Below are 12,424 nucleotides of genomic sequence, written 5' to 3'. Positions count from 1 at the left end.
TGTCAGGCAGCGACCGAACGCGGCGGGTAAATACGGGTCGGCATAACTAAAATCAGCGCGGTCAGTAATAACGCCAGGCCGGCAACCAACAGATAAAGATCGGCGCTGGCCAGCACGTGGCCCTGCCGGGCGGCAAGCTGCGCCAACTGCTCCGCCGATCCCGATGCGCGGCTATAGGCCGAGCCGAAGCCGTCGGCGATCGTACCGGCGTGATAATCCCCGCGCTGCCGGCTGAGCAGTGCGATGGCGCCGCCGGCCGCGGTGGCGGCGAAACCTTTCACCGCGTTGAACCACGCCGCCGCAAACGGCCCGTCGGTCGGCAACAGCCCGCCGGTCGCCTGCATCAGCAACGGGATGATCGCCATCGGTTGAGCAATCGCCTGCAACAGTGCGATGACGCGAAACGTGTCGCCGTTCCATTCCGGCGTCAGCTGGGCGGCCAGTACGCAGGCGGTGGCCATCAACAGCAGGCTGATCGCCAGCACCCAGCGGCAATCCACCCGCGGCGTATTGCAAATTATGGCGACGATCGGCAGCGTAATTAATTGCGGCAACGCCACCCACAGCATTAAGTCGGAGGTTTGTTCCTGACGGTAACCCTGAATCGCGGATAAATATCCCGACGTGATATTGACCAGCGACACCATAATTAACAGCACGCCACCCAGCGTAATTAAGGAGAAGGACAAGTTCCTTTTGCTTAATAGCTGCAAATTGAAAAAAGGCAGCGGGTGATACCATTCGTTAATCAGAAATAATGCCAATAGCCCAATGCCGCCCAACAATAAAACGTAGATCAGCGGCGAGTTCAGCCAGTCGAGGCGCTCCCCCTGTGAGATGCCCATCGTCAGCATGCCGAGCGCCATGCCGCCGAGCAGCAGGCCGCGCCAGTTGAACTGCCGCAGGCGCTCCAGCCGCAACGGATCCTGCGGCAGGCCGTAACCGATGCACACGGCGGCGATCGCCATCAGCGGCAGGTTCCAGTAGAAATATCCGCTCCAGCCCCAGTGAAAGGCGAAGGCGGCGGCGGTGGCGCCCAGCGTAGCGCTCCAGGCCGAGACCCAGCCGTAGGCGCCCAGCCCCAGCACCTTGATCAGCGGCGGCATAAAACGCAGCACCACCGTCATCAGCATCGGCGGCAACGCGCCGCCGGCGAAGCCCTGCAGGCTGCGCACCGCCAGCAGCACGCCATATTGTTCTCTCAGCCAGGGCGTCAGCAGCCCGCCGGCCAGGTAAATGCCGCACATCGTCAGCGCCACCCGGCGCAGCGAAAAGGTCGGCCAAAAACAGGGCGTGAACCCGGAACCGATCACAAAACCGGTGACGTAGCACGTGGTCAGCCAGCTGCCGGCATCGAAACTCAGCAGCATGCCGCCCTGTATATCCGCCAGCGCGAACTTGCTGGCGTTTTCCCCCACGCCGCTGGCCATCACCGCCAAAAACACGCCGAACAACCCCAGCCAGGTACGGCCGTTGATTTCGCCGGCGCTGGCGAGCCATCTATTCTTGTGATGCGGCGTAACAGACACCTCAACCATTCCCCACTCCTGCTGTTTCAGCCTCAATCTTTGTTGTCGTGGGCAGTATCCGGGCTTATTTGGATTGTTTAAAATGAAATGATGTAATTAACTAGTTGCACAAAACGCAATCCATTGAGCGCACCACCACCGGAGAGGCCATGCCGCAAAAAATTGATTTCAACCTGATCTATGCGCTGAATCTGCTGCTGGAAGAAGGCAGCGTGAGCGGCGCCGCCGAGAAGATGAATCTGAGCGCGCCGGCAATGAGCCGCATTCTGGGGCGCATCCGCCGGCAGTTCGACGATCCGATCATGGTCAGGGCCGGCAAGCATCTGGTGCCGACGCCGCGCGCGCTGGAGTTGAAACGCCAGCTCGGCGATATCATCGAACAGGCCGCCGCGCTGATCGCGCCGAGTGAATCCTTCGAGCCCGGCAAGCTGACCCGAACCTTCACCATTCGCGCCAACGACATTTTTATCGGCGCGCTGGCGGGCGGCCTGCTGGAGACGCTGCGGGACATGGCGCCGTTAAGCGGCCTGAAGTTTATCGCAGAAAGCGACGGCGAGGATGATGCGCTGCGCAGCGGCAAGGTGGATCTGGTGATCGGCTCCTCACGCGACTGGCACCCGGAAATCAAAACGCAGAGCCTGTTCACCAGCACCTTTCAGGCGCTGGTGCGCCCTGGGCACCCGATCATCGGCCGGGTAACGCCCGAAACCCTGACCCATTACCCGCATATCAGCGTTTCTCGCCGCGGGCGAACGCAGGGGCCGATCGACGACGCGCTGCGCGATCTCGGCCTGCAGCGCAACGTCGCCCTGACCCTGCCGGGCTTTCATTCGGCGATGATGCTGACCATGAAGTCGGACTTTATCCTGCCGCTGCCGCGCCACGTGCTGCAGGGGGTGAGCAATATCCACCTGCCGTTGGCGGAGATCGAGCTGCCGCTCGAGCTTGAATCGGTGTTTATCGTCCAGGCCTGGCACCCGCGCCTGGATCGCGATCCGGCGCACCGCTGGCTGCGGCAGACCATCAAGCAGTTCTTTTTGCAGCGGGAGTGAGGGGATGGTGTATTGGGGATAGGGACGCTCGCGGCAGAACCCAAATACGCCTGCCAGATAAGCCGGTAACATGGCATTTTGCCGAAGCCCTGCGCATACTCAGACGTCTTGGGTAAACCGCGCAACGCGGGCAATGGCATCGATATTCCATTTCGCCAAGCACGAAAACAGAAAGGAACTCATGTCCAGGGAGGTACAAATGACCAAAGCGTATTATTGGAAAAGTCAGGTGTGGGGCGTGACTTACTTTTTTATCGCGCTTTATTACATCTATTCTTTCCAGGACATGGTGAATATCGCACTTTCGTTGATCCTCTCCATCCTGAGCTTTTTACTGTATCCCTGTGCTAAAAAAGGCACTGAAATGGCCGCCCTGCAGTTCACGAGTGAAGAATTTTGGCACCGCGGACTGTTCGCCGATACCATAGGCAAAAATGGCGTGCTGATCCTGTATTATGCATTCTGTTATGTCATGGCCCTGCCGCTGGGCGCCCTGTATCTGCTTGCCCTGTTTCTCAGAAATAAAAAGGCCGCGTAAGCGGTTTTTACGTCAACGGCTTACTGCCTCATAGTCCTTCTTCATGAACGTTTCTTCTACCCACGCAAGCTGCGCTATCACAAAGCGAAAGAAGCAAATTACCCCTACCGGAGCCGACAATCACAGAGGAGATTGGGAGACATTGATTGGCGGAAGATCACAGGAGTCGAACCTGCCCAGGACCGCTGGCGGCCCCAACCGGATTTGAAGTCCGGCCGCCCCACCGGGGACGAGGATCTTCCTTGGAGAAGAGAAGAAGCAAGGCGCTGATTATAGCGCAGTTTGTTCGCTGCGCTAAGCGGGAAATGGCGGCCGCCGGCGATTCGGCGGCCGGGGAGCGCTACTTCAGGAAATCCTTCACGTCCAACAGGATGAACTCGTTGTCATCCGCCATATTGGGCTGGCGGCTGGAGGAGAACGGGAAGTTGTTGTCGTTGCCGACGATGATGTGGTTGGCGTCCACCACGTCCACGTTTTCGATGGTGAAGAACGGGAAGGTCAGCACGCCGTCGTTCAGCGGCTTGCGCGCCAGCTTGTTCGGATCCTGAATGTTCATCAGGTCGATATAGCCCAATTTTTCGACCGGTTTGCCGACGTTGGCGTCCGAGAAGGCGATTTTATACACCCGCTTGAACTTGGCCACCTGGCTGAAGCAGTTGTCGGTTGGCGCGCCGGCGGCGCAGGCTTTATCCGGCGTGCCTTCGCCGTTGTCGCGCTCAATCACCAGCCCGTGGGTGGCGTCGATCATGTTGAAGTCGCCGATGGCGTTCTGGTTGTCTTCCAGCACGTACTGCCAGCTGCGGCCGGTCCAGGCCTGCTGTTTCACGTCAAACTCCAGCACCCGCAGGTAGCGTTTGCCGCCGACGTTCTCGAACTGCTCGCCGTCCCACAGCGCCCCTTCCAGCAGCGGGTACAGCTTGCTGCCGTCCGGCGAGGCGGCCATGCCTTCAAAGCCTTTGGAACGCGCCACCTGGAAGTTCTGCTTGCCGTCCGGCGCGCCCGGCAGGGTCAGCGTCGGGTTGTCCGGCGATTTCACCACCTTGCCGTCTACCTGAGTGTCGAACACCGCCAGCACTTTGCCGTTCAGGTCGGCCTTGATCAGGTAAGGCCCGAACTCTTCACCGATCCATAAGGCATCGTCGGCAAACTGGAAGCTTTCCGGATCGAAATCGCTGCCGGTCAAATAACGCTTCTCGGTGCTCTCGTTGATGATGTGGAACGGCACCTTTTTATCCGGATCGTGCAGGAACACCGTCTTCAGCGGCGCGACCGTGCCGTCTTTGAAATCGATCTTGTAGTGATTGAGGTACAGCATGGCGTCCGGCGAATTGGCCTTGCTGCCGAAGCCGTTATCGGTCAGCACCCAGTAGGTGCCGTCGGGCATGTGTTTGATGCCGGAGTGGCCCTGCAGCGGCTGGCCGTCGATCGGCAGGCCGAGGCCGGTCAGGCGATCGGCGGATTTGCCCGCCACGCTGCCCAGCTCGGTGACGCGTTTGCCGCTGGTGTATTTGCCGCTCTGCTGCAAATCGCTCGGCGCATCCTTCGGCGTGGAAACGGCGGATTTCACCGGCAGTAGCGCATGCCCGGCCAGCGTCGCTTGCACCGGCTGCGCGTCGGCCCACAGGTTGGCGCTCAGCGCCATGCAGCCGACCAGCAGCGCCAGCCGGGTTTTGGTGTTGTGCATGTCATTGTCCCTTTTCGTTGTTATCGCCCAGAAGTAAAAGCAACGTCACTATAGGGAACGGCAATGACAGAAATATTATTCGGCGAACGCCCGTCGGTAGCTGTGCGGATGGAAGCGCCAGGTGATGGCGATCAGCGCCACCACCAGCAGCGCGTGGATCTGCCAGTCCAGCACGAAGCCGCCGCTGTAGTCCCGCAGCAGACCAGAGAGGTAGGGCGTCACGCCCGCCAACAGGAAGCCGACGCCCTGCATAAAGGCCACCAGCCGCCCGGCCGCCGCCGGCTGGTGCAGGTGATCGAGCGCCAGCACCAGGCACAGCGGGAACGCGCCGCCCAGCCCCAGCCCGGAAACCAACACCCACAGCCACGGCAGCGTCTGCGGCAGGTAAATCAGGCCGATAAAGCCGATCAGTTGCATCATCAGCGCCAGCAGCAGCAGCGGCCGCCGATCATGATTGCGCGCCAGCGCCGGCAACAGCAGCGCGCCCACGACCTGGCCGAAGGTCATCAGCGCCAGCAGCGAACCGCTGGCCTGCGGCTGCCAGCCGAGCTGCATGTAATACGGCGGCAGCCAGGCGATCAGGCTGGTATAGCCGCCGTTGATCAGGCCGAAATAGGCGCCGAGCAGCCAGGCGCGCCGGTTGCGCAGCAGGCCTGGCCCGCGGTTTTCGCCCGCCGCGCCCAGGCGAGACAGCCCGCGGCTGACCGGCCACCAGGCCACCAGCGCCACCAGCGCCGGCAACGCCCACCAGGCCAGCGCGCTGTGCCAGTCGTGCCCTACGCTCATCAGCCACGGGGTGATCGCCGCCCCCAACCCACCGCCGCCCATCAGCGCCGCCGACCACAGCCCGGCCACCAGCGCCATGCTGTTGAGGAAATGATGCTTGATGATGCCGGGCATCACCGCCTGGATCACCCCGATGCCGAGCCCGCCCAGCACCGCGCTCATCAGCAGTTGCACGCTACCGGGGGCCAGTTCGCGCCAAAGCGCGCCCAGCCCGATCGCCAGCAGGCTCAGCGTCACCGCGCTGCGTTCGCTGAACAGCCGGTTGATGGCGCCGCCCGCCAGCGCCATCAGCCCCATCATCAGCACCGGCAGCGTGGTCAGCAGCGCCGCGCCGCCAAAGCTCAGCCCGGTAGCCTGGCGCAGCGTCGGCAGCAACGGGCCGATCGAGGTCAACAGCGGCCGCATGTTCAGGCCGATCAACACCAGCACCAGCAACAGGGGGTTGAACCAGCGGCGCGGGGAGGATGAATTAACAGAATGATTTAACACGGTATATTCCTGGTACTGCGAAATGAAGAGTGCGGCGTCACAGCGCGATCGCCGCAGCGTTGCGTTACTGTAGGCAACGCCGCTAGTATTGGGAAATTAAATAATAAAATAGCCAACAGTGGGAAAATGAATCGCTACCCGATGTTCAATCCGCAGCTGCTGCTCAGCTTCGTCGCCGTGTGCGACAGCAACAGCTTCACCCGCGCCGCAGAGCGGGTGTTTTTGTCGCAGTCCACCGTCAGCCAGCAGGTGCGCCGGCTGGAAGAGATGCTGGGCAAGCCGCTGTTTGAGCGTTCCTCGCATCAGGTGCTGCTGACCGAAGAAGGCGTCAAGCTGTTGAGCTACGCGCGCCGCATTATCGCGCTGAATGAAGAAGCCCACGATGCGCTGACCGGCATCTGGCGCGACGGCGTGCTGCGGATCGGCATGCCGGAGGATTTCGCCGTGCCCACCACCGGGCTGCTGGCCGAATTCAGCCGCGAGCACCCGCACCTGCGGCTGGACGTCGCCAGCGGCCTGAGCGCCGATCTGCACAACGCCTACGCGCGTGAAGAGCTGGATCTGATCCTGGTGAAGCAGCGCCGCCGGCAACCGCCGCGCGCCGCGCGGCCGGAACCGCTGCTGTGGCTGGACAGCCTGGCCTTCCCGGCCATCGAGCAATCGCCGGTGCCGCTGGCGGTATTTCCACTGAACGGCCTGTACCGCGACGAGCTGTGCCAGGCACTAGACACCCTCGGCAAACGCTGGCGCATCGGCTACAGCAGCGCCAGCCTGGCGGCGCTGACCGCCGCTTCGGCCGCCGGGCTGGGCGTCACCCTGCTGCCGGCCGGCTGCCGTTTGGCGACGCACCGGGTGCTGGGCGCGGCCGAAGGATTGCCGCCGATAGACAGCTTCGAACTGGCGCTCTACTACCGCGACGGCGCTCCCGCCGCCACGCTGGCGCTGGCCCAGCGGCTGGCGGCGTTTTGCGGGCTGAAGTAAGGCAGCTTACGCCACTATCTGCGGATGTTCGCGCTGCAGCCAGTCGATAATCCGTACCCACAGCGCTTCTGTCTGCTCAAGGCAAGCCTGTACCGCCGCGTCCGTCACCAAGTCGCCGGAATAATCCGCCACGTTGCGCTGTTTTCGCAATGCATCCAGGCAGATCATTTCCTCTCGCGGCAGCCCTACGGTGAGCGGCAACGATTGGATCATGATCTGGTGATGGCCGGGTTTGCTGGTCAGCGTGCGGTATCCTTTGGCTTGTAAAGCGGCATTCGCCATTTGCATGACCGCCTTATATGCCGTGTCGAAACGGCTCTCATTGCTAAGCTGAGTGATACCCGCATCGCGTCGGTTGCGAGCGGCGGCGGCCAGCAATTTTTTAATCGCCCCCGCGTCAGGCGTTATCACCTCCAGTCCCAGCCCGACCAGATTGTCCAGCGTCATCCTTGTCTCCCACAATCCAGAGTTGGGGTTTATCCATAATGTCCTGAATAAACGCGGAGTTCTCGGCCAAAGCCGCTCGCCACTCTTCAGGCGAATACAGTTTGGGGTTAATTTCCCGACCCAGCGTTGCCTGCAGCGGGTAAACCGCCTGAATCACCTCCGCAAAAGACAGTTTGCCGACGATCAGAACATCGATATCACTGGCCGCCGTCGCTTTGCCACTGGCGACAGAACCAAAAATAAAAGCGCGTTCAATAGCTTCGCCAAACGCTGCCAATGTCTGCCTTAAGCACTCCGCCGGCCCGCAAACCTTGCGGAAAATCGCCGCCAGCTCAGGGAAAATCAGGCAATCGGCGTTGGCCTGATAGCAAATTTGGTTGCCCTGCCGCTGCCTGAGCAAGATGCCGCTCTCCGCCAACCTGCTCAACTCTTTATGTAAAGTGCCGGCCTGAGTTGCGGTGCGCCGCGCAATTTCTCGCACATGAAACGCACGCCCGGCTTCAATAAACAGCAGGCTTAGCACTTTTCTACGGTATTCGCTGAACAGCAACTCGAGCATCGGATCGTGCATAACGCTGACCTCAATGTAGCTTTAATGACTACAAATGTAGCCATTAAAGCTACGAAAGAGCAAGCCAGGAAAATCCTTGCCCCGGCGCACGCCGGTCATTACCAAATCGAATAGTCACCAGTGGCAAATGTCGCTGCCAACCGGCCGGTTCCTCTCCTAAATTGGGGGATGTTTTCACCCACCTCACCTCTGGATTAAGGAACCGAACGTGGAAAACCCTCAACAACCGGGCCGCAGAGCCTTCCTCAGCCAAACCGGCAAACTCACCACCGCTTGCGCAGTGATCGGCCTGACCGGCGGCATGGCGCAGGCCGCTTCGCCTGGCGGCGAGCCGTGTGCGCCAACGCCGATGACCCTGACCGATCGCCACTACTGCCTGAGCGAGGTGCGGCTGGAAGACGGCTTTGAATACGACGGTGAAACGGTGATCGACACCCGCACCGCGCTGTACACCCTGGAGATCAAAGACGGCAAGATCGCCGCCATTCACGCCGCCAACGCCGCGTTGCCGGCCGGCGTGCCCCGCTATAAGGCGCAGGGCCGGCTGCTGCTGCCGGCATTTCGCGATATGCACATCCACCTGGATAAAACCTTCTACAGCGGCCCGTGGCAGGCGCCGCGCCCGCGCCAGGGCAAAACCATCATGGACATGATCGCGCTGGAGCAGACACTGATCCCGACACTGCTGCCCACCTCGCAGCAACGGGCGGAAAACCTGATCGCCTTGCTGCAGTCCAAAGGCAGCACCGTGGCACGCAGCCACTGCAATATCGATCCGGTCAGCGGCCTGAAAAGCCTGGAGCACCTGCAGCGCGCGCTGGAAAACCACCGGGCGGACTTCAGCTGTGAAATCGTCGCCTTCCCGCAGCACGGCCTGCTGCACTCCAGGGTCGATGCGCTGATGCGCGAAGCGATGCAGATGGGCGTGCAGTACGTCGGCGGGCTGGATCCGACCAACGTCGACGGCGCGATGGAGAAATCGCTCGACGCCATGTTCCAGATCGCCCTCGATACCGGCAAAGGCGTGGATATCCACCTGCATGAAACCAGCCCGGCCGGGGTCGCCGCCATCAACTACATGATCACCACCGTGGAGAAAAACCCAGCGCTGCGCGGCAAGGTCACCATTAGCCACGCTTTCGCCCTGACCACGCTGACGCCGGGCGAACTGGCGGAAACCGCCACCCGGCTGGCGGCGCAGCAGATCACCATCGCCTCCACGGTGCCGATCGGCGGCCTGATGATGCCGCTGCCGCAGCTCAGTGAGAAAGGGGTGTTCGTGATGACCGGCACCGACAGCGTGATCGACCACTGGTCGCCGTTCGGCACCGGCGACATCCTGGAGAAGGCCAATCTGTACGCCCAGCTGTACCGCGGTTCCGACGAGTATCACCTGTCGCGCGCCATGGCCATCTCCACCGGCGGCGTGCTGCCGCTGGACGATAAGGGGCAGCGCGCCTGGCCGAAAGCCGGCGATGCCGCCGAGTTCGTGCTGGTCAACGCCAGCTGTTCCGCCGAGGCGGTCGCCCGTCTGCCGGCGCGCAGCGCCACCTTCCATCAGGGGCGCCTGGTCGCCGGCCAGGTGAGCAAAGCCTAAGGTCGGTCCGTTGTTGTCATCATGATGGCCGTTTTTGGCCTTCTGCCAGAGTAAGGCGCGGCGCAAGATGGTCGCTACACACACTGGCGGAGGGCCGAAAATGTCACAGAGCGCGTTATTGATCATCGATGTCCAGCAATCATTCCAGCACCGTCCATTCTGGCAGGAGGACGATCTGCCGGCGTTTCAACAGGCGCTGACCCGCCTGATCGCGGGCTGCCGACAGCGCGGCGCGGCCCTGGTCGACGTGCTGCACGTTTCGCCGCAAGGGCCGTTCTCACTGGCTTCGGGCCATGTGCAGCGCCTGCCGTTCCTCACCCACCAGGCGGATATCACCATACACAAGCATGTGCACAATGCGCTGACCGAATCCGGCCTCAACGCCTGGCTGCGCGAGCGGGACATCAACCACCTGATCGTCTCCGGCATCCGCACCGAGCAGTGCTGCGAAACCACCACCCGGGTGGCGTCCGATCTCGGTTATCGGGTGACTTTCGTCACTGAGGCGACGTTAACCTTCCCGATGCGCCATCCCGGCGGCGAAGTCTTTACCCCCGCGCAGTTGAAGCGGCATACTGAAACCGTACTGGTCGATCGTTTCGCCCGCATCGCCAGCGTGGATGAGGCGCTGGCGCAACTCGCACAGGAGTAACCATGTCGCAGGCCGTCTATTTTCTGCTGTTGCCCAACGTGCTGTCGCTGGACGTCAGCGGCCCGGCGGAAACCCTGCGCCTCGCCGGGCAGTTCAGCCTGCGTTACCTCAGCCCGGCGCCGCAGATCGTCTGCTCCATCGGCATGACGCTGAGCGGCCTGCAGCCGTTGCCCGAGCGCCTGGAAGACGGCGCCATCCTGGTGCTGCCGGGCGTCGGCGATTCGCAGCGCTATTTCGCCGGAGAGGAGGCCGAGCAGGCGCGCCGCTGGCTGGCGACGCTGCGGCCCGATCTGCAACGGCAGCGCATCACCCTGGTGTGCATCTGTTCCGGCGCGCTGCTGGCGGCGCAGGCCGGGCTGCTCGACGGCTATCAGTGCACCACCCACCACGACGTCATCGAACGTATCCGCCTGCAGGCGCCGGCGGCGCAGGTGAAAGAGAACCGCATCTTCGTCGAAGACCGCGGCGTCTACACCAGCGCGGGCATCACCACCGGCATCGATTTGGCGCTGCACCTGGTCCACCGCCACTGCGGCTCCGGCCGGGCGCGCGACGTCGCCCGCGATATGGTGGTCTATTTCCGCCGCGCCGGGGACGATCCGCAACTGTCGCCCTGGCTGCGCTACCGCAACCACCTGCACCCGGCGGTGCACCGCGCGCAGGACGTGATGGCCGCCGAGCCGGAGGCCGACTGGTCGGTGCCGCAGATAGCGGAGAAGGCGCACGTCAGCAGCCGCCACCTGGCGCGGCTGTTTCGCAGCCACGTCGGCATCAGCGTGCGGGAATATCATGAGCAGCTGCGGTTGGCGGTGGCGCAACAGCGCCTGCAGCAAGGATATGGCTTGGAGAAGGCCGCGCTGGCGGCCGGTTTTTCCTCCGGGCGGCAGCTGCGCCGCGCCCAGCAGCGCCAACCCTCGCCGCTATGACACCAGCCGGCGGGTATCCAGCCGCTGCAGGCCGACAGACAGCAGCAGGCTGCCCCCCAGCGCCACGCCGAACACCCAGAAGATATCCAGCAGCGGGTGGCCGGTGAAGTCCAGGTGCCGGCTGCGCATCACGTTGACGATCAGGGCGTGAAAACCGTAGATCGCCAGCGAATGGCGGGAAAATACGCTCAGCCAGCCGATCGGCTGCGGCAGACAGTGTTTCACCCACACCAGCAGCGCCACCGCCGCCATAAACACCAGCGGGCCGCTGTAGATGTAGTAGGTATCGGCGAAGTTGCCGTTGATGAACAGCTGATGTTTGGTGCCGCGCGCGATCAGCGCCACGCACAGCGCAAATCCCAACGCCGCCAACCAGCCCACGGCGCGCCCGCGCGCCTCCATCATGCCAATCGCCCGTCCGGCCAACGCATACAGCAGGTAGTAGAAGGTATCGCCGTAGATATACAGGTTAACCGGCAGCAGATGCGCGTTGCCGAAGGTCAGCTTATCGGTATTCGGGTTGGCGATCGCCGCCAACATCACCAGCGCGGCGGCCAGGTAGCGGCGCGATACCGGTTTGACGCTAATCAGCGGCGACAGCAGGTAAATCACCGCGATGGCGTAGAAAAACCACAGATGATAGAACACCGGCTTTTGCAGGATGCCGCGCAGCGACGGCCAGAAACCGATCTTGGTGAAAGCCGCGATATAGATCAGCGCAATGGCGCTGTAGAACAGAATGCAGCAGAGGATGCGGGTGAAATGCCGCCGGCCGGCGCTCTTTTCGCCGAAGAACAGGTAGCCGGAAATCATGAAGAACAGCGGCACCGACACGCGCGACAGTGAGTTCAGCACGTTGGCGATGTCCCAGTTGTGCAACCCTATCGCCGCGCCGTTGGTGACGTAATAGGTGGTGGCGTGGATCATCACCACCATCATGCACGCCATCGCCCGCAGGTTGTCTATCCAGCCGATTTTCTCGCTCAAACGCTCGCCCGATCTTGTGTCATATTGATATGTTAAGAAGAGGTTATCGGGCACGGCGTTCGGCGACAACCCAAAAGCGAAATATCAGAATGCACTTAAACAACACCTTATGATTGCGAAGGTGAACAATTGGCGGCAAAATAGCCGCCATAACTCGCTCAGTTTGCGCTTCCCGCCCTGGCAGT

At 62.1% G+C, this 12,424-nt stretch carries 12 protein-coding genes and 1 tRNA gene; 6 read left to right on the top strand and 7 right to left on the bottom strand.

The features are described 5' to 3' along the window. Positions 1–2 precede the first annotated feature (2 nt). Positions 3–1,538: an MFS transporter gene (locus tag CPH57_RS21265; RefSeq protein ID WP_033645079.1), complete on the bottom strand. Its 1,536-nt coding sequence runs from the start codon at positions 1,536–1,538 to the stop codon at positions 3–5. 140 nt (positions 1,539–1,678) lie between these two features. On the opposite strand from CPH57_RS21265, the gene CPH57_RS21260 reads away from it, so the two are divergent. Then, positions 1,679–2,581 (top strand): LysR family transcriptional regulator, encoded by a 903-nt coding sequence (locus tag CPH57_RS21260; RefSeq protein WP_046688564.1) that lies wholly within the window; start codon positions 1,679–1,681, stop codon positions 2,579–2,581. 199 nt (positions 2,582–2,780) lie between these two features. Then, positions 2,781–3,119: a colicin E1 family microcin immunity protein gene (locus CPH57_RS21255; RefSeq protein ID WP_033645080.1), complete on the top strand. Its 339-nt coding sequence runs from the start codon at positions 2,781–2,783 to the stop codon at positions 3,117–3,119. A 147-nt stretch (positions 3,120–3,266) separates the two neighbouring features. Here the strand turns inward: CPH57_RS21255 and CPH57_RS24475 are convergent. The 3 genes from CPH57_RS24475 to CPH57_RS21245 form a co-directional block, all read right to left on the bottom strand. Then, positions 3,267–3,361, bottom strand: a tRNA-Sec gene (locus tag CPH57_RS24475). 98 nt (positions 3,362–3,459) lie between these two features. Continuing rightward, positions 3,460–4,803 (bottom strand): esterase-like activity of phytase family protein, encoded by a 1,344-nt coding sequence (locus CPH57_RS21250; protein WP_025304806.1) that lies wholly within the window; start codon positions 4,801–4,803, stop codon positions 3,460–3,462. A gap of 75 nt (positions 4,804–4,878) precedes the next feature. Beyond that, positions 4,879–5,994 (bottom strand): cyanate transporter, encoded by a 1,116-nt coding sequence (locus tag CPH57_RS21245; RefSeq protein ID WP_277988502.1) that lies wholly within the window; start codon positions 5,992–5,994, stop codon positions 4,879–4,881. 210 nt (positions 5,995–6,204) lie between these two features. Between CPH57_RS21245 and CPH57_RS21240 the strand changes: the two genes are divergently transcribed. Continuing rightward, positions 6,205–7,059 carry a LysR family transcriptional regulator gene (locus CPH57_RS21240; RefSeq protein WP_033645100.1) on the top strand — a complete coding sequence of 285 codons (855 nt, stop codon included), beginning with the start codon at positions 6,205–6,207 and terminating at the stop codon, positions 7,057–7,059. Between the two features lie 6 nt (positions 7,060–7,065). Here CPH57_RS21240 and CPH57_RS21235 read toward each other — a convergent pair whose 3' ends face one another. Continuing rightward, positions 7,066–7,506: a hypothetical protein gene (locus CPH57_RS21235; protein ID WP_033645101.1), complete on the bottom strand. Its 441-nt coding sequence runs from the start codon at positions 7,504–7,506 to the stop codon at positions 7,066–7,068. Beyond that, positions 7,457–8,077 (bottom strand): nucleotidyltransferase domain-containing protein, encoded by a 621-nt coding sequence (locus CPH57_RS21230; RefSeq protein WP_033645102.1) that lies wholly within the window; start codon positions 8,075–8,077, stop codon positions 7,457–7,459. Before CPH57_RS21230 ends, CPH57_RS21235 begins: the two co-directional genes overlap by 50 nt. A gap of 208 nt (positions 8,078–8,285) precedes the next feature. Here CPH57_RS21230 and CPH57_RS21225 point away from each other — a divergent pair, with 208 nt between their 5' ends. From CPH57_RS21225 to CPH57_RS21215, 3 genes are all read left to right on the top strand, one after another. Beyond that, a complete protein-coding gene (locus tag CPH57_RS21225; RefSeq protein ID WP_046688012.1) occupies positions 8,286–9,674 on the top strand; it encodes an amidohydrolase family protein in 1,389 nt (462 codons plus the stop codon). Positions 9,675–9,774: 100 nt separating this feature from the next. Then, complete coding sequence (locus CPH57_RS21220; RefSeq protein WP_046688011.1) at positions 9,775–10,326, top strand: isochorismatase family protein; 552 nt, start codon at positions 9,775–9,777, stop codon at positions 10,324–10,326. Positions 10,327–10,328: 2 nt separating this feature from the next. Continuing rightward, positions 10,329–11,252, top strand: a complete 924-nt coding sequence (locus tag CPH57_RS21215) for a GlxA family transcriptional regulator (protein ID WP_033645105.1) — start codon at positions 10,329–10,331, stop codon at positions 11,250–11,252. Here CPH57_RS21215 and CPH57_RS21210 read toward each other — a convergent pair. Continuing rightward, positions 11,247–12,239 carry an acyltransferase gene (locus CPH57_RS21210; protein ID WP_033645106.1) on the bottom strand — a complete coding sequence of 331 codons (993 nt, stop codon included), beginning with the start codon at positions 12,237–12,239 and terminating at the stop codon, positions 11,247–11,249. The genes CPH57_RS21215 and CPH57_RS21210 overlap by 6 nt on opposite strands. Between the last annotated feature and the right edge of the window lie 185 nt (positions 12,240–12,424).

It is taken from the genome of Serratia sp. JKS000199, from assembly GCF_900215455.1.
In the GTDB taxonomy this organism is placed as follows: domain Bacteria; phylum Pseudomonadota; class Gammaproteobacteria; order Enterobacterales; family Enterobacteriaceae; genus Serratia; species Serratia ureilytica.
The sequence above is the reverse complement of the archived record's forward strand: the minus strand, read 5'-3'. Positions and strand labels throughout refer to the sequence as shown.